At 50.1% G+C, this 19,035-nt stretch carries 12 protein-coding genes; 11 read left to right on the forward strand and 1 reads right to left on the reverse strand.

Annotated elements, in window-relative coordinates; translation table 11 throughout:
- Positions 1-401 precede the first annotated feature (401 nt).
- Positions 402-2,615 carry a SulP family inorganic anion transporter gene (locus A8707_RS18010; RefSeq protein ID WP_231948132.1) on the reverse strand — a complete coding sequence of 738 codons (2,214 nt, stop codon included), beginning with the start codon at positions 2,613-2,615 and terminating at the stop codon, positions 402-404.
- Positions 2,616-2,792: 177 nt separating this feature from the next.
- Here A8707_RS18010 and A8707_RS18015 point away from each other — a divergent pair, with 177 nt between their 5' ends.
- From A8707_RS18015 to A8707_RS18065, 11 genes are all read left to right on the forward strand, one after another.
- A complete protein-coding gene (locus A8707_RS18015; protein ID WP_068818591.1) occupies positions 2,793-4,247 on the forward strand; it encodes a mechanosensitive ion channel domain-containing protein in 1,455 nt (484 codons plus the stop codon).
- Between the two features lie 254 nt (positions 4,248-4,501).
- Complete coding sequence (locus A8707_RS18020) at positions 4,502-4,981, forward strand: chemotaxis protein CheW (protein WP_068818592.1); 480 nt, start codon at positions 4,502-4,504, stop codon at positions 4,979-4,981.
- Positions 4,917-6,143 (forward strand): CheR family methyltransferase, encoded by a 1,227-nt coding sequence (locus A8707_RS18025; protein ID WP_231948133.1) that lies wholly within the window; start codon positions 4,917-4,919, stop codon positions 6,141-6,143. Before A8707_RS18020 ends, A8707_RS18025 begins: the two co-directional genes overlap by 65 nt.
- 90 nt (positions 6,144-6,233) lie before the next feature.
- Positions 6,234-7,850 (forward strand): methyl-accepting chemotaxis protein, encoded by a 1,617-nt coding sequence (locus A8707_RS18030; RefSeq protein WP_068818594.1) that lies wholly within the window; start codon positions 6,234-6,236, stop codon positions 7,848-7,850.
- A gap of 7 nt (positions 7,851-7,857) precedes the next feature.
- The gene (locus A8707_RS18035) at positions 7,858-8,547 is read left to right on the forward strand and encodes a chemotaxis protein CheW (RefSeq protein WP_068818595.1); all 690 of its coding nucleotides are present in this window, start codon (positions 7,858-7,860) and stop codon (positions 8,545-8,547) included.
- Positions 8,548-8,564: 17 nt separating this feature from the next.
- Positions 8,565-11,351, forward strand: coding sequence for a hybrid sensor histidine kinase/response regulator (locus A8707_RS18040; protein ID WP_068818612.1), 2,787 nt, complete (start codon positions 8,565-8,567; stop codon positions 11,349-11,351).
- 3 nt (positions 11,352-11,354) lie between these two features.
- A complete protein-coding gene (gene cheB, locus A8707_RS18045) occupies positions 11,355-12,380 on the forward strand; it encodes a chemotaxis response regulator protein-glutamate methylesterase (RefSeq protein ID WP_068818596.1) in 1,026 nt (341 codons plus the stop codon).
- A 15-nt stretch (positions 12,381-12,395) separates the two neighbouring features.
- Positions 12,396-13,886, forward strand: a complete 1,491-nt coding sequence (locus A8707_RS30285; RefSeq protein WP_068818597.1) for a response regulator — start codon at positions 12,396-12,398, stop codon at positions 13,884-13,886.
- A gap of 520 nt (positions 13,887-14,406) precedes the next feature.
- Positions 14,407-16,905: a phosphoketolase family protein gene (locus A8707_RS18055; RefSeq protein ID WP_082906422.1), complete on the forward strand. Its 2,499-nt coding sequence runs from the start codon at positions 14,407-14,409 to the stop codon at positions 16,903-16,905.
- A 168-nt stretch (positions 16,906-17,073) separates the two neighbouring features.
- A complete protein-coding gene (locus A8707_RS18060; RefSeq protein WP_068818598.1) occupies positions 17,074-17,712 on the forward strand; it encodes a histidine phosphatase family protein in 639 nt (212 codons plus the stop codon).
- The gene (locus A8707_RS18065; protein ID WP_068818599.1) at positions 17,709-18,929 is read left to right on the forward strand and encodes an acetate kinase; all 1,221 of its coding nucleotides are present in this window, start codon (positions 17,709-17,711) and stop codon (positions 18,927-18,929) included. Before A8707_RS18060 ends, A8707_RS18065 begins: the two co-directional genes overlap by 4 nt.
- Positions 18,930-19,035: the final 106 nt, after the last annotated feature.

The raw sequence follows: 19,035 nt of genomic DNA on the forward strand, positions 1-19,035 counted from the left end.
CATGAGGGTGATCTAGTCGGGAGTGCCACCACTATAGCAATCCTGTTCACGTCCCTATTCGTGAGCAAGATGCTCACATTACTTCTTATGGCTGTAGCCAACTAGATTAGGACATTGCTGCACGTAAAATACCCGCCATTTGAACAAGGAGCTTAAGCTGAGATCTCGCCCCTAATTAAAACGCCCTCGTCTCTGATGTTCACCACAAAAGTAGCCCTCCTTGAATCTGGGCAGCCCTCCTCACAAAGTGGGGCAAGTCCTCGCCAACCCTTCTCCCCAAGGAGAAGGGAGCTAGAACCTCTTGTTCCCTCTCCTTGGGGAGAGGGCTAGGGTGAGGGCGAAGGATTCGTGCAGGAGTTCTAGTGAAATAGAGTTGCCATAGTCGCCGCTGGTCTGGGTCGTTAAGACGACTGCAACAGATTCTTCAATTCTTGTTCACGATGTTGAAGACGCTCTGCTAATAGGTTCACCACAAATCGATGAATGTTTGAGGCTAACAGCGGGTCAGACGCTTCGATCTGCTCAAACGACTCAGTCGGCAGAAAATAAACCATGCTGGGCTTATCAGCAACCACCGATGCCATACGCAACGTCTTGCGATAGAGACCCATTTCCCCGATCGTGTTCCCCACTGTGTAGGTACGAATGCGTTTTGTTTGCCCTTCACTCAAATCGAGCACCACACTTACCTGCCCAGAACCCACAAAATATAGACCATCAAACGGGTCTCCCTGATGAAACAAATAGTCTCCTTCAGCAAAGAGACGCGACTCAAGCCGACTCATCAAACGATCGACCTGAACCGGATCTGAGAACCCTGACTTGAGATGCTCAGGGAGCGATCGGGCTTCTAGCTCACTCACATTGCTCTCCATGAGAATCTGCTGTTCACACCATTCAAGCCCCCGATCTAAATCGGCGAAGACGTGACAATAGGGGTCATCCGCTTCGAGACAGTCTCCTTGCTTGAGTCGCTGCATCGCGTCGTCAGACAGATTGGTAAACAGTAGATGCACCCCTTTTGAGGAAGCGACTTGCTTGAGTTTGGCAAAACTGAGCACAGCGGAGGCATCTAAACCGCTCACGAGCCGAAAGTCTAAAATCACAAACCGAACTTCGGTCGCGTTGGGATGATCGAGGCGATCGCGGATCTCAGTCAGCAGTTTGTTGGCGGTGCCAAAAAAGATCAGTCCCTGCAGTTCTAGAACATAAATCTGTTCGCCTTGGGTGTCTAAGATGTCGAGTTCTTCAGAGTTTCGCAACACATTGCTGTGCTGAAATGCGCCTGACCCAACTCGCTTTGTCACCGACAATCGACTGTAGTTGACCACAAACAGCACGATCGCGGCAAGCAACCCTACACTAATACCCTGCAGATAGCCGATGCTGCCCGTCACTACCACAATCAGCACGATGATCGCATAGTCCGATCTCGAAAATTTGAACCACGCTTGATAGAGCCATTCATAAAAGAATTCCAGTCCGAGCAGCAGTGGAATGCCCACTAGAACAAATTTGGGAACGAGCGAAAGCAGGGATGCGCCTCCGAGCAACGTGGCTAAACAAATTCCGGTAATCGTCCAGCCCACAATGCGTCGAGTGCCTCCTAGATGATGAGCCAGCGTGTTTTCTCCCGAACTGGCGAACCCGCCAATGCCACCCCCCAAACCAGATGCGATCGAGGCAGCCCCTGCCACTTTTAGCTCATAGTTGAGATCGAGATCGCGAGAGGCAGCAAGCTCGATGCCGTTTGCGTTGAGCAGCAGCGCCATCGATTCTATGAGCCAGAGTGCAGCTAAACTCGGCACCTGCTGCAAAACAACGCCCCAATTTGCCTGAGTCAACGCTGGAATCGTCGTAAAACGATAAAGACTGCCAGGGGGAAGGGTGCCTAACAGCAAACCGTTCTCGGTAGCTTGCTCGATCGAGGTGCCCGTCATCGCTAAGGCAATATAAAACAGCACAAACGCGATCGCGATAATACTAGGGATGACTAAAAAGTGGTCGATCATCTGAGGAATCGCAAACATCGCGACTGCAAAGATCAGCGCTGGCACCCACTGAAGCAACACGTTAGGCTGCACGAACGCTGACAGGGTTAAGTGGTGAAAGTCAAGCCCTTCGATCGAGTGCATTGCCCCTTGAACTAATAGCACGCCTGTTCCTGCAAGAAAGCCGCCCACGATTGGGTAGGGAATATAGCGAACAAAGCCGCCTAGCTTGAACCGACCTAGCAGGGTAAAAATAATGCCACCCACCACGGCGTACACCACAATTGTCGCCGTGAGCGTTAATAATTTATCTTCAACCGAGGCATTGGGCATCTGGTCAAGAATTTGTCGGGCAACCAAACTTAAGACTGGGATGCTCGGCTCTGAAACGGTTCCCACAATGGCAGGATAAGCGCTGAACGCCGTCACGATCGCGCTGACGACGGTTGAGCTAAACAGCAGTAGCCCTGTGCCAAACGGGACTGCATTTGAGAAGGCTCCAGAGAAGATGACAGAGGCAAATGAGACGCTTGTAATCACGGTCAAAAGCCCCATCGTGCCGCCTGTCGTGAGATTCAAGAGAAGAGGATTAACAGTGGGTTTAGAATGCGCTTTGGTAGCCACTTTTTACAACTATAAAATTACAAATTGTGATAGCATTTTTGCATGACTTACTAATATTACAATCACTCGCAAGTAGACATTTCTAACTAAATTTTGCATCCATCTCAGGACATAAGAATTAGACTATCTTTAAATGGTTAACGGGTTGACAAAAGCGATCGATAGGAGCGCTTAATCATGGAGTTGCAGTCTGCCTTCACATGGACGATTCTGCAAATTAAACGGTTTCTTCAAGACTTGTTAAGTGCTTTTAACAGCAGTTTGTTTACGTTTGCAGGAGAAAAATTTTCACTCGGCTTAGTCGTTGAGCTGATTGTTCAAGTGATCATTGTCGTGATCTTGGCAAATGCGGTTAAGCAATTGCTAAGACAACGGATCTTACCGCGCTTTAAGCTAGAAATTGGCACACGAGAGTCATTATCAGCGATTACTGGTTACATTGTTACAGTGATTGGCTTTTTTATAGTGCTAGAGACGGCTGGCATCAATCTAAGTTCGCTTGCAGTGTTTGCGGGTGCGATTGGCATCGGGGTTGGCATTGGGCTGCAAAACTTGTCGAGCCAGTTTATCAGCGGCTTAACGCTTCTGTTTGAGCAACCCATCAAAGTGGGCGACTATATTGAGGTCGATAATCTTGCCGGAACAGTCGAAGGAATTGCGATTCGTGCAACCACTATTCGCACGATTAACGGCGTGTTTGTGATTGTGCCCAACAGTCGGTTTCTCGACACCAAAGTCGTCAACTGGAGCTATCGCGACCCCAACTGTCGAATTGAGATTCCGGTGCGGGTGGCTGAAGAAAATGACTCGCTGACGGTGCTAGAGGCGTTGCTGTCAGCCGCTCGTCAAGAGCCGAGAGTTTTACCGTCTCCATCACCAGAGGTTTACTTTAAAGGAATTGAAGACGGTGCGTTGAAGTTTGATCTCACGGTGTGGATTGGCAACCCGATCGAGATGGATTCGATTAAAAGTGCCCTGCGATTTTTGATTGAGGCAGAATTTCGCGATCGTGCCATTAATCCAAAAATGGTAACGGGTCTGACGATCGAGAATCTGCCCTCACTGGCAGCCCTACTGCAAACTCCTCACCAAGTCAATGGATTGGCAAAACAGGTCGAAGTAGAAGCCCCAATCGCAGGACGGATGCTGCGCGATTTGCTGCAAAAAGTCAGCTATTTTCAGCAATGTGGCGAGGTTGAGCTGCGGCAGGTGATCGAGAAAGGCTATCGTAAAAAACTGACGATCGGAGAAACCATTTGTCGAGAATCTGATCCCGGTGACTCGTTTTATATCATCTTGTCAGGCTCGGTTGAGGTGTTTGTCGAATCGATTTCAAAACAGGTCGCCGTTCGTCGATCGGGTGAGTTTATCGGTGAGATGTCATTGCTGATGGGCACCCCGCGCACTGCTACGCTACGAACTTTAGAAGAAACGATTTTGTTTGTGGTTGACCACAATAACCTGCAAAGTTTGTTAAAAAATCATCAAGGGTTAGCCGATAAAATTGCAGAAGAGCTATCTCATCGCCAAGAAGCTTTAGAAAGTTTAGGAATCACGATCGAAGCCGCTCCAAAAGAAGATACCTCATTTCACCAAATTCGCAAACGAATCCAATCCATCTTTGGAATCTAAACTTCGGCGTTGCTAATAAATTTTGCCCTCATCCCCAACCCTTCTCCTTGGGGAGAAGGGAGCTAGAACTCTTGTCCCCTCTCCTTTGGGGAGAGGGCTAGGGTGAGGGTAAAATTGGGGTCTCATCAATAGATTCAGCACTGCCTAAATTTCCAGCTTTGGGGCGATGTCAAGCAAGATTTACTAGGGGATGATTGTAGAGTCCTTGTTGATGACACTCAAAACGAGATGCGCTGTTCTCGATCGCCTAACTCATGCTAATGCTCCTGTTCCAAGCTGGCGATAACTTCTATGCCATCGATAGCGCTCAAGTGGTCGAGGTGATTCCGATCGTAACGCTCAGACCTCTCAATCACGTTCCCGAATATATTGCGGGCGTGTTCAATTATCGAGGCAACTTAGTTCCGGTTGTTGATTTGTGTCGGTTGCTTCATCACACCGATTGCCGTTCCCGTTTTAGTACCCGCATTATGATGGTTTACTATCCCACCAGTGACGGCACTCGGCAGTGGTTAGGACTCATGGCAGAACGCGTCACCGAAACCCTCAACCGACCCGACCTAGATGCAAAAAACACGGCTCAAGTGAGCGATGTGCCCTACTTAGGCAACCTATTTATGGACGAGAAAGGCATGATCCAGCAGATTCACTGGCAGCATTTAGTGTCAGATGACCGCTCTGCATCTCTGTTTATTCAAGAAAGCGTTGAGGCAAATGGTGCAAGACGCGATTGAGGCTCTGCTAAAGCAGAAAATCGGGCTAGATGCCGAGAGCATTGGGTCGAGAACGATCGCTCACGCAGTCGAACAGCGGCGGTTAACGTGTGGGTTGCCCGATCGAGCCGCTTATCTCTTACACTTACAAACCTCACCCCAAGAGTTGGAAAACCTGATCGAAACGGTCGTTGTGCCCGAAACCTGGTTTTTTCGCGATCGAGAGCCGTTTGTCTATCTCAGTCAATTTGTCACTCAATGGCGATCTGCCCATCCCGCCAGCGTATTTCGGGTTCTCAGTGCACCTTGCTCAACCGGAGAGGAGCCTTACTCGATCGCCATCACGCTGCTCAAGGCTGGGTTGACTCCGGCTCAGTTTCACATCGACGCGGTGGATGTCAGCAAACGGGCGCTTCTCAAGGCAACGCAGGGCATTTATCGGCAAATATCGTTTCGAGGAGGCGGGTTGCCTGAGCAGTCACGCTACTTTCAGTCGGTCGCCAATGGGCAAGAGATTCGCCCCTTCGTGCGGGATACTGTGAGCTTTCGATCGGAGAATCTCCTCAATCCCGGTTTTTTGTCTCAAGAGGCTTATCACACAATTTTCTGTCGCAATCTTCTGATTTACCTCGATCGTGACTCCCGAATTCAGCTAGTTCAGAGGTTGGATTACGCTCTAGCTCCATCGGGTTTACTGTTTGTGGGATCGCCCGAAATGCCGCAGGTCAACGCCGATCACTTCACGCCGATTCGCCACCCCTTTGCATTTGGCTACCACAAACAAAATCGCGTCGTCGATCGTCCGCTGCCCCCGATCGCTCATCCTCCGCAAACGATTTCGGTTCCGGTTCCTGCGTCTGCTCCTATCTCTGAGCCTACCGAGTTGGCAACCGCCCAGCAGCTTGCCAACCGAGGACACCTTATAGAAGCGATCGCCGTGTGCCAATCCCATTTGAGAGCGCATCCGACAGACGCTCAAGCCCATGTGCTGTTAGGCGAAATTCATCAAGGTCTCAATCAATCTGAGCAAGCCGAACAAGCGTTTCAGAAAGCGATTTACCTCAACCCCAGTGCCTATGAAGCGATGACTCATTTGGCGTTGTTAAAAGAACAAAAGGGCGATCGAGCGGGGGCAACTCTTTTAAAGCAGCGCATTCAGCGATTGCTCAACACTCAACGTTAGAAAGTTCGAGTATCGTGGATATCGAGCGAAGGGGAGGCAGTGACCACAGCTACGCTACTCTAGAAATGGGTATTGGTAGGCTGGTCTTAGATGTTAAATCGCTGGAAAATTAGCACTCAAATCGCTGCGGGGTTTGCCCTGGGCTTAACCGTCTTCTCGATCATTGGCATTGTCTCTTATCGGGGCACACAGCAACTCGTTTCAGCCGCTCGTCAAGAAAAGTACACCTATCAAGTGTTGGGTGAGTTAGAAGAGATTCTTTCGCTGATCAAAGATGTCGAAACGGGGCAACGGGGCTATTTGCTGACCAATGGCACTCGCTATCTCGCTCCCTACAATCAAGCACGAACTGCGATTCAATCGAGAATTGGAGAGTTGAGACAGACCGTTAGAGACAATCCAACTCAGCAAAATTATGTTCAGACTTTAGAACCGCTCGTCAATCAAAAGCTCGCCGAACTCGATTCGACCATTCGCCTCAAGCAAAATGGACAATCGGCGGCTGCACTCAAAGTCGTGAAAACAGACGAGGGCAAGCGGTTGATGGATCAGATTCGAGACGTGATAGCTCGGATGGAATCCGGAGAGCGCGATCTATTGCAGACCCGATCGCAGATTGCTGACAGGTCTGCCCAACGCACTCTTAACAGCATTCTCTATGGGATGCCGTTTGCGATTTTGCTGCTGGCTCTGATCGGCGTGATTCTCAATCGTCAGATTGCCCGTCCGCTCAATCTAGCTTCAAAAGTGGCTCAACAGGTTGCAGATGGCGATTTGACTCAAGCGATCGCTGCTACCAGAGACACCACCGAAGTGGGGCAATTGATGACCGCGTTTCAACGAATGACCAAGAGTTTGAATGCTTTGATTGCACAGGCACAAAAATCTGGCATTCAAATCAGCACGTCTACGACTCAGATCGCAGCGGCAGGCAGACAGCTTGAAGCAACGGTGAATGAGCAAGTTGCATCCATGCACGAAGTCAATGCCACCTCTCGACAAATTGCGTCAACCGCAGGCGAGTTAGCAAAATCGATGGATGGAGTGGCTGAGACAGCGCGCACCACGACTGAAGCAGCTACTAGCAGCCAAATGAATCTAGAAAGAATGCAGCTTGCAATGCAAAATTTAGTGCTGGCGACTAGCTCGATTTCGTCAAAGTTAACTGTGATGGATGAGAAAGCGAATAATATTAATACGGTCGTGACTACGATTACTAAAGTCGCCGATCAAACCAATTTACTATCGCTGAATGCCGCGATCGAAGCCGAAAAAGCCGGAGAGTATGGAGCCGGATTTGCGGTTGTGGCACGAGAAATTCGTCGTCTTGCCGATCAGTCGGCGGTCGCCACCCTTGAGATTGAGCAAATGGTGAAAGGAATGCAATCGTCGGTGTCTCAGGGCGTGATGGAGGTCGATAAATTTAGCAGAGAAGTCAGGCAATATGTTGATGATGTCGGAGATATCAGCGGACAAATTGCCGGATTCATCCAAAATGTGCAGGGGTTAACGCCGCAGTTTGGGGCAGTCAGTCAACGCATGGATGAACAATATCGCGGGGCAGAACAGATTAGTTTAGCGATCGGGCAACTCAGCGATGCGTCTTATCAAACGGTGCAATCGCTGCAGGAAACCAACAATGCGCTGACTCAGTTAAATGACGCGGCTCAAGGCTTGCAGCGAGAAATTTCTCAATTCAAGGTGTAGTCACGGTATGGATTCTATTGATGATTGCTGGAATCAGATTGGCGTTTGGGGCGATCGCTCTTGCCCTCAGCTAGAGACGGTGATTCACTGTCGCAACTGCCCGGTGTATGCGACAGCGGGGCGCAATTTGCTAGAGCGAGACGTTCCGATCGAGTATCTTGACGAGTGGACAGCCACGATCGCCACTCCTTTAGACGAAGCGGTAAAAACGCTGAATTTCGCAGAGGGCGATCGCGATTCTGCAACCGGAAGCAACACCCTATCTGTGATTCTATTTCGGCTCGGAGATGAGCAGTTTGCCTTATCGGTTGGAGTGCTCCACGAAGTTACGCATCCGGGTGCGGTTCACAGGCTGCCTCATCGCACTAACGACTCGTTTTTGGGACTGATTAACATTCGAGGCGAGATTTTGATGACCCTATCGTTGAGTCATTTTCTCGGTCTAAAGACGGTGGAGAATTCTTCGTCTCTCAGTCGGCTTTTGGTGGTGGGACACCACGATCGCAAGTGGGTGTTTCCGGTGGATGAAGTGCATCGAATCCATCGTGTTGAGGCAAGTGAGCTAAAAGCGGTGCCTGTCGTCGTCTCTCAATCGAGTGAATCTTACACCCAAGGGATTATTGACTGGCAGAGCAAAAAGGTGAATTATTTGGACGCTGACCTGTTGTTTTACACGCTTGAGCGCAGGATTTTGTGATGAGCAATGGAGACTCTATGCGCGATTACTCCATGCTGGGTCTGTTTTGTCAAGAAGTGGAGACTCAGGTCAAATCTCTGAAGCAAAGTCTGTCAATTTTAAAGCAGCAGCCTTCTCAGGAGGGCGAATTAGATACGGCGATGCGATCGCTCCACGCGATCGCCGGGTCTGCTCAACTCATCGAAATCGATGTCGCCGCCACGCTGTCTGAGCAGATGAGAGTTTGCTTAATCGCCGTGCAGAGTGGCTCAACGCCCTTGGCTGATGCGCTGGTCGATCGCCTCCTCCACGCTGGGGATCTGCTGATTGAAATCAGTGCCGCGACTAGCGATGGAACGTTAGAGAATTGGTTGTCACAACACTCGGAGGATTTGGCACAGACGCAGACAGCGATCGCGGAGGGTGACAAAGCGGCTATTCCCCCCGCCCTCCCACAAAGGGCGACGGAGCCAGAACATTCGATTTCATCTGATCACCCAAAACCAAATCCGCCTTCGCTGCTTTTAGATAGCTCGATGATGGAGTTATTTCGGCTCGAAGTCGAAGCACAGGCGACGCTCTTAAACAATGGGCTGCTGGCGCTAGAATCTCAGTCTCACTCTGCTCAAGAATTAGAGGCATTGATGCGGGCGGCTCACTCGGTCAAAGGTGCCGCTCGCATTGTGGGATTGGATGCCGCCGTTCAGCTTGCCCATGTAATGGAAGACTGCTTTGTTGCGGCTCAAGCTCACACCATCACGTTGAACAGCGATCGCGCCGATGTGCTGCTGCGGGGCGTTGATTTGCTTCAGAGTCTCAGTCAGGTGAGCGACGCTGATTTACCCAACTGGTTGACAAACCATGACTCAGAGTTTCAAACAGTGCGATCGACGATCGAGGCAATTCGCAATGCAGAAGGAACGGCGGCGATTCAAACTTTAAAGGCTGATTTCGTTCCAGCGCTCGCTCCTGCTGAATCGACTCCCACTGCTCACGAGCCTGAAAATCCGCTGAGTCCGGCTTCTGGAGAGATAAGCCCTGCTGACGCGGCGGCGGCTCAGGAGCGCGTTGTGCGAGTCAGTGCAGACAATCTCAATCGCATGATGGGACTGGCTGGAGAATCTTTAATCGAAGCTAATTGGCTGCCACCGTTTGCAGATTCTCTGATGGTGCTCAAATCGCGACAGCTAGAACTGTCTAAAAACCTAGAGCGATTGCAGCAAAACGCGATGCTCAACCCAGATCTCGATCAAGATTCTAAATCATTGATCGATGCGACTCGTCAACGCGACCAAGAATGCCGCGACCTGCTCAACGATCGCTTGACCGAACTCGAAGAATTTATTCGACGATCGGCAAATCTCTCCGATCGCCTCTATCGAGAAGTGATCACCTCCCATATGCGTCCGTTTATGGATGGGGTGCAGGGGTTTCCGCGCATGGTCAGAGATCTGGCTCGCACCGTCAACAAGCAAGTCAAATTGGAGATTGTCGGCAAATCAACGTCGGTCGATCGAGACATTCTCAAAAAGCTCGAAGCGCCTCTCACCCACATTTTGCGAAATGCCGTTGACCACGGAATCGAACTGCCAGAAGAGCGCATCGCGGCGGGAAAGCCTGCCGAAGGAACCGTTCGAGTCGAGGCAATGCACCGGGGCGGAATGTTGGCGATTACCATTTCTGATGACGGCAAGGGCATCACTCCGATCGCGTTACGTCAACAGATTATCAACAAACAGTTAGCCGCGCCCAAAGTCGTCGCCAAGTTGACCGACGCTGAACTGATGGAGTTTCTGTTCTTACCCGGATTTTCGATGAGCAAACAGGTGACAGAACTCTCTGGTCGAGGCGTAGGCTTAGACATTGCCCAAAGCATGGCGCAAGAAGTGGGAGGCACCGTGAGAGCGGCTTCCCAAGTGGGGAAAGGCAGCAGTTTTTATTTTCAATTGCCCCTGACGCTCTCCGTTGTGCGGACGTTGCTCGTCGAGATTTCTGGAGAAGCCTATGCGTTTCCTCTGGCGCGCATCGATCAGATCATCACCGTTCAGCCCTCAGAGATTTCCATCGTCGAAAATCGGCAATATTTCACGCTGGATGGGATAAATATCGGTCTAATTCCGGTGCATCAAGTGCTCGATTTGCCTCCGCCCGCCTCGTCGCCCTCCCCGCTTTGGGTGGTGGTGATTAGCGATCAATCTAACACCTATGGATTGGTGATCGATCGCTGTCTCGGAGAACGCGAACTGGTCGTGCGTCCGCTCGATGCTCGCCTGGGCAAAGTGCCCGATATTAGTGCAGCCGCCCTGATGGGAGACGGGTCACTCGTGCTGATTGTGGATGTGTCTGACCTGGTACGATCGACCAACGCACTGCTCAACAGTGGATCGATCGCCAGAGTCGCTGAATCGTCTAACAAGACTCCTGAAGGAATCATTCTTAATGACTCTGCGCCCCAAGAGAAGCGAATATTAGTCGTAGACGACTCGATCACGGTGCGAGAAATGGAGCGCAAACTGCTGCAAAATCGCGGCTATGTCGTCGAAGTTGCCGTTGATGGAATGGAAGGCTGGAACGCGATACGATCGTCTCCCTACGATTTAGTGATTAGCGATATTGATATGCCCCGAATGAACGGAATTGAACTGATTAAAGAAATTAAACGGCATCCGCGACTGGGTTCAACTCCCGTGATTGTGGTGTCTTATCGCGATCGGGAAGACGATCGCATTCAAGGCTTAGAAGCCGGGGCAAACTACTATCTCACCAAAAGTAGTTTTCATGACGACACGCTGATTCGAGCCGTCGTGGATTTAATTGGTGAATGACCTATGAAAATCGCCATTGTCAACGATATGTTTATCGCCATCGAAGCGCTGCGACGAGTGCTGATGACGATCGCCGAGCATGAGATTGTGTGGATTGCCAAAGACGGGGCTGAAGCCGTTGCTAAATGCGCCAAAAACACCCCTGATCTGATCTTAATGGATCTGATCATGCCCGTCATGGATGGCGTTGAGGCAACTCGACAAATCATGAAGCGATCGCCCTGTGCCATTTTGATCGTCACCGCCAGCATTGAACAAAATTCTGCAAAAGTCTTTGAAGCGATGGGATATGGCGCACTTGATGCGGTTAACACTCCCGTTTTGGGCAATCAAGGCACCCCCGGAGCCGCCCTAGCTCTACTCGGAAAAATTGCCTCGATCGCCAAGCTGAACGGCAAATCTCCTCCGCCCCTTTCCTTTCCCTCTCCCCCCTCTTCGGTGTCCTTTTCTTCTTCTACGCTGCCTTCTCTAATCGCGATTGGCTCCTCTACAGGTGGACCGAAAGCCCTCTCCGCGATTCTCTCTCGTCTGCCCGCCAACTTGGGAGCCGCGATCGTCATCGTTCAGCACGTCGATGCTCAATTTGCGGAAGGCATGGTTGACTGGCTCAATCAACTCACGCCCCTGACGGTTAAAAAAGCTTCAGTGGGCGATCGTCCCCAAAAGGGCATCGTCCTGGTTGCCTGCACCAATGATCATCTCTGTCTTCAGGTAAACCAGACGCTAAACTACGTCAGAGAGCCGATCGAGTATCCTTACCGCCCGTCGATCGACGTGTTTTTTAAGAGTGTTGCTCACTATTGGACATCGAGAGGAATAGCGGTGTTGCTAACTGGGATGGGGCGAGACGGGGCTGAAGGGCTGCGGCTGCTGCGAAGTGTGGGTTGGCACACGATCGCGCAAGATAAAGTAAGCTGTGCGGTTTATGGAATGCCAAAAGCGGCGGCTGAATTAAATGCGGCGGTTGAGGTGTTAAACCCGGACGCGATCGCAACCACACTTCTACAGCGCACCCGTCTAAACCGTTAAGACTTTATTCTCGATATGGATGAATCCATCACAGTGCTTTTAATTGACGACCAATCGATCATTGGCGAAGCCGTGCGGCGAATGTTAGAGGCTGAACCGGATATCACGTTTCACTACTGTGATGACCCGACTCAAGCGCTCAAGATGGTTAGAGAGTGCCAGCCCACGGTGATCTTGCAAGATTTGGTCATGCCCCAAATGGATGGGCTGCTGCTGGTGCGGTTTTTACGATCGCACGATGCCCCAACTTACCAGATTCCGCTGATCGTGCTGTCGAGTAAAGAAGAGCCGCTGATCAAAGCTCAAGCGTTTGAACTGGGCGCAAATGATTATCTAGTAAAGCTGCCCGATCGCGTCGAACTGCTCGCCCGAATTCGCTATCACTCTAGAGCCTACACAAACCTACTCAAGCGCCAAGAAGCCGAGGCACTGCTGCGCGACGAAAACCTGCGGCAATCCCTCTACATTCAGCAAGTAGACAAATTGACTCAGGCGGCTGCAACGGTTGAGCAAGATACCTTTGCGGCGGAGAGTTTGAGCGATGTCGTCGATCGCAATGATGAGTTAGGACAACTTGCACGAGTCTTTACTCAAATGGTGAGAACGGTCAAAAATCGTGAACAGGAATTGAAACGGTTAAATGATTCCTTTGCTCGATTTTTTCCGGGCGAATATCTCAAATTTCTTCGCAAAGACAGCGTAACCGACGTGCAGCTTGGCGATTATGTCAGCAAAATGATGGCAGTGATGTTTAGCGACATCCGATCGTTTACCACCATGTCAGAAACGATGACCCCCCGCGAAAACTTTGACTTCGTAAATGCTTACTTAAAGCGCGTCAGTCCAGAAATTCGCAATCACTATGGCATCATCGTCAAGTTTTTGGGAGACGGCATGATGGCGGTGTTTCCTGATGGGGCAGATGATGCCGTGGCGGCAGGTGTCGCCAAACAGCAGCGAGTGCAGGAGTACAATCAGCAGCGCAAGACGAGGGGCGATTTACCCATTCAGGTGGGCATCGGCATTCACGTTGGGCAGATGATGTTAGGCATGGTCGGCGAAGCCAATCGCATTCAGGGCGACGCGTTTTCAGATAACGTTAACCTGACATCGCGACTAGAGGGGTTGACTAAATTTTATGGCGTGGCGATGTTGATTTCAGGTCAGACGTTAGAACATTTGAGCAACCCCGATCGCTATCAAATTCGCTTTTTAGATCGGGCGATCGTCAAGGGTCGAAATGAAGCGATTTCAGTCTATGAAGTGTTAGACGCTGAGGTTGAAGAAGTGCGATCGCTAAAGCTGCAAACCCAACCCGACTTCGATCGCGGAGTCAAGTGCTATGGCGATCGAGCCATCCAGGATGCAAAAGTTTGTTTTGAGCAAGTGTTAGCAATTCATCCGGCTGATAAGACGGCAAAACTTTATTTAGAACGAGTGGAATGGCTGATCGAGAATGGCATCCCCGATAACTGGAGTGAAGCATGGGTGTTTAGTGAAAAATGATTCACACAACGTCATGCTAGATGTATTGCGAGGGCAGTGTGAAGATACTGGCTTTCGGGACAAGCTACACGAAACCCACAGAAAGTACGTCTCTGTTGACTAAACTGACTGTGCATCCAGCGAGTTAAGTTGTGTTGTCATTTTCAATCTAGGGTTAACAACGTTAGTCGTTTTGTATATCTCTGAGTTTGGTTTAGCGTTTATTGATCCTAAACAAGCAGGCTCAATTAAAGTCAATTTGCGCAGGTGGGCTTCGGCTCCGCTCAACCTGTTAGAACTTCTGGCTTTGAGGGTTGAGGGGAGCCGAAACGCATCTTACCATTAATTCTATCTACCTACTTACACTGAGTCAGCAAAATAAACTTTAGAGGCTCGATCGAACCTATTCGACCAGTTATTAGGTTAAGAGATTCCACAGATTTGTTAACCGATTGTTTCTATTTACTACAACTTGTGACAGATTCAGAATTCGTGTTGATGAGCCAAACTTAGACCCAACAAGTCATCGGCGATATTCACTATGACAGTTGCAAACTCAATTCCAGCCAAAGCTGCTCTCTCTCCAGAAGACCTGCAAAAGATAGATGCTTACTGGCGAGCCGCTAACTATCTGTCAGTTGGGCAAATTTATCTACGAGACAATCCTTTACTCAAAGAGCCGCTCAAGTTAGAACACGTCAAACCGCGGTTGCTCGGTCATTGGGGCACAACGCCGGGGCTAAATTTCATTTATGCTCACATGAATCGCTTGATCAAACGCTACGATTTGAATGCGATTTATGTTGCAGGTCCGGGTCATGGCGGACCGGGAATAGTGGCAAACACTTATTTAGAGGGCACCTACAGCGAGTTTTACTCCGACATCACGCCAGACGAAGAGGGGATGCAAAAACTGTTCTTGCAGTTCTCCTATCCGGGCGGAATTCCGAGTCATGCGGCTCCTGAAACACCTGGCTCGATCCACGAAGGCGGTGAGTTGGGCTATGCCCTGGTTCACTCTTATGGTGCGGTGTTTGACAATCCTGATTTGTTTGTTTGCTGTGTCGTTGGCGATGGCGAAGCTGAGACAGGTCCATTAGCGGCAAGCTGGCATTCTAATAAATTTATCAATCCCGCTAGAGATGGGGTAGTGTTGCCAATTTTACATTTGAATGGTTATAAGATCGCGAATCCAACCATTTTAGCAAGGTTGAGCGATCGAGAACTCGAACACCTGTTCATCGGCTATGGCTACAAACCCTATTTTGTCGAAGGGAACGATCCCGCCCTAATGCACCCCCTGATGGCGGAAACGCTGGATACGATCGTCACCGAAATTCAGGGCATTCAGCGAGAAGCCCGAACACATGGCTTCAGCGATCGTCCTCAATATCCGATGATTGTGATGCGGACTCCGAAGGGGTGGACGGGTCCTAAAGTCGTCGATGGGATTCAAATTGAGAACACGTTTCGAGCGCATCAGGTGCCACTCGCGGAACTGGCAAGCAAACCAGAACACCTGCGAATGCTGGAATCGTGGATGAAAGGCTATAAGCCCGAAGAACTCTTTGATCAGATGGGCAAACTGATTCCCGAACTGGCAGAATTGGCTCCGGTGGGCGATCGCCGCATGGGGGCAAATCCTCACGCCAATGGTGGGTTATTGCTCAAAGATCTGAGACTGCCGGACTTTAGAGAGTATGCGATCGATACCAAAGATCCCGGCACTGTCGAAGCGGAATCGACTCGCGTGTTGGGACTATTTCTACGCGACGTGATGAACTTGAACGCAGAGCAGCGCAACTTCCGAGTGCTGAGTCCTGACGAGAACAACTCAAATAGATTGACTGCTATTTTGGATGCTACTGATCGGGTGTGGGCTGCCGAGATGTTACCGGGTGATGATCATCTGTCTCGCGATGGTCGCGTCATGGAAGTGTTGAGTGAGCATCTCTGTCAAGGATGGCTCGAAGGCTATCTGCTCACAGGTCGCCACGGCTTTTTCTCGTGCTATGAGGCGTTTATTCACATCGTTGACTCGATGTTTAATCAACACGCCAAGTGGCTCGAAGCCTGTCGTCATATCCCCTGGAGGAAGCCGATCGCCTCGCTCAATTATTTACTCACGTCTCACGTTTGGCGACAAGATCACAACGGATTTACGCACCAAGATCCGGGCTTTTTAGATGTTGTGATGAATAAAAAAGCCACGATCGTGCGGATTTATCTGCCACCCGATGCCAACACACTGCTCTCGGTTGCCGATCACTGTCTCCGCAGTCGTCACTATGTGAATGTGATTGTCGCTGGCAAACAACCCGAACTGCAGTGGCTGGATATGGATGCAGCGGTCAAACACTGCACTGCTGGGCTGGGCATCTGGTCATGGGCAAGCAACGATCAAGACTGCGAACCCGATGTGGTGATGGCGTGTGCTGGAGATGTTCCAACATTAGAGACGCTGGCAGCCGTTGACTTTTTGCGGCTGCATTTCCCAGATCTCAAGATTCGCGTAGTCAACGTTGTGGACTTAATGACGCTGCAACCGCAAACCGAACATCCTCACGGCATCTCCGATCGAGAGTTCGACTCAATTTTCACCACCGATAAGCCCGTCATCTTCGCGTTTCACGCCTATCCTTATCTGATTCATCGCTTGACTTATCGCCGCACCAATCACGAGAATATACATGTACGCGGCTATAAAGAAGAGGGAACCACAACGACCCCCTTTGATATGGTGGTGTTGAATGACCTCGATCGCTTCCATTTAGCGCAAGATGTCATCGATCGAGTGCCCAAGTTAGGCACCCGTGCCGCTTATGTAAAACAAGCGATTCGGGACAAGCTGATCGATCATAAGCATTACATCATCAAACACGGTGAAGATATGCCAGAGGTGACTGATTGGAAATGGAAGTACTACAGTGGCTCAAACGCTGATAAAACCCAGTCGAAAACGCAGGTAAAACAAATCAGTCAAAAAGACGCGATCGCCGCGGGTGAAATGGATGACTCGTCCGCCTCGAATCACTCATAGCGTAAGGTTAACTTATGTTAGCCCTCACCCCCAACCCCTCTCCCCAAGGAGAGGGGAGCTAGAAATCTTGTTCCCTCTCCTTGGGGAGAGGGCTAGGGTGAGGGCTAATTCGTCGCACTATACCCGGATTCAGCAACCTCTCTTAATTCACTCCACCCTAAATACCCAATGAGCCTCAGAATCTATTTTCTACGTCACGGACAAACCCCATTTAGTCGCGAAAATAGCTATTGTGGTGCCCTCGATCCTGAGTTGACAGACGAGGGCATTCAAATGGCAGAAGCGTTTGCCATCGCCTATCAAGCGACTCCCTGGACAGCCGTTTTTGTCAGCCCGATGAAACGGACGATCGCAACCGCAAAACCTCTCTGTGATGCCATTGCAATCGATATGCAACTGCGAGACGGATTGAAAGAAATTAAATATGGTAAATGGGAAGGCGAAACCGTTGAAGCCGTTCAGATTAACTATTCAGAAGACTATGTTAAATGGCTGGCAGAACCCGCTTGGAACGCTCCGACAGGCGGAGAAACGGCGGTTGAAATTGCCAACCGATCGTCGTCAGTGATTACTGAAATTCTACAGCACTATACCGATGGCAATGTCTTGGTCGTGTCGCACAAAGCCACCATTCGGATTATTTTATGTAGCTTATTGGGCGTTGATTTAGGGCGGTTTCGCACTCGCATTGCGGCTCCGGTTGCGTCGGTGAGTGTGGTGAAGTTCGATCGCCACGGTCCATTATTAGAGCGACTGGGCGATCGCAATCACTTGAGTGAAGCGTTGCGAAACCTGCAAGGAACATGAAGATATTAGTGCTGAATGCTGGCTCAAGTAGTCAAAAAAGCTGTCTTTATGAGTTGGGTGACGAGTTGCCCGATCAGCCGCTACAGCCGATTTGGGAAGCTAAAGTCGATTGGACTCATCACCAAGGCGTTGCAGAAATCGAGGTCAAAACCCAGCACGGAGCGACTCTAAAAGGAGAGAGTCCGGGCGATCGCTCTACGGTGATTGCCCATATGCTTAACTTGCTTTGGAGTGGCGACACCCAGGTCATTGAGCAACCTTCAGATATTGATGTGGTCGGTCATCGAGTCGTTCATGGTGGGCAAGATTATCGAGAAAGTGTCCGAGTCACCGCAGAGGTAAAGGCAGCGATCGCTCGTCTCGCTATTTTCGCCCCGGTTCACAATCCAGCCAATCTAGAGGGCATTAACGCGATCGAGAAAGCCCTCGGCTCGGTGCCGCAGATTGCCGTTTTTGACACGGCGTTTCACTCTGATTTGCCTTTGGCGACTCAAGTTTATCCAATTCCCTACAAGTGGTTTGAGCGAGGCATTCAGCGCTACGGATTTCACGGCATCAGTCATCGCTATTGCGCCGATCGTGCCGCCCAACTTTTGCACCGTGACCTGTCAGATTTGCGTTTGATCACCTGTCATTTAGGAAATGGCTGCTCGTTAGCCGCGATTCGTGACGGTCACAGCGTCGATACCACGATGGGCTTTACCCCGCTAGAAGGCTTGATGATGGGTGCTCGATCGGGTTCAGTCGATCCTGGAATCTTAATCTATTTATTGCGGCAGGAAGGATTTAATGCAGACACCCTCGACCAGATGCTCAACCAAGAATCTGGCTTAAAAGGAGTCTCTGGAGTGTCTGCCGATATGCGACAAATTAGAGCGGCGATCGAGCAAAACAAGCCTCGTGCAAAGCTGGCATTTGATGTTTACATTCATCGGCTGCGTGCTCAAATTGGATCAATGCTGCCCAGTTTAAGCCGATTGGATGCGCTAGTCTTCACGGCTGGCGTGGGGGAGAACAGTCCAGAGGTTCGGGCATCTACCTGTGAAGCGTTTGAGTTTTTAGGATTGAAACTGGATGACTCAAAAAATAGTCACAATCCCAAAGATCAAGATATTGCAACGCTGGACTCAACAATTCGAGTATTGGTGATTAAAACTCAAGAAGATTGGGCGATCGCACAAGAATGTTGGAGAATGCTCAATCATTCAGTGAACTAAATCACTCGCACTTTTGGATTAGGAAGATGACGATAGTGAGCCAACTTTGCTTCGATTTCTTGCAGTTGCGCCAACGGTAAAAGTTCTCATCTACATCCTAAATCTA

This window comes from Phormidesmis priestleyi BC1401, assembly GCF_001650195.1.
Classification (GTDB): domain Bacteria; phylum Cyanobacteriota; class Cyanobacteriia; order Leptolyngbyales; family Leptolyngbyaceae; genus Phormidesmis_A; species Phormidesmis_A priestleyi_B.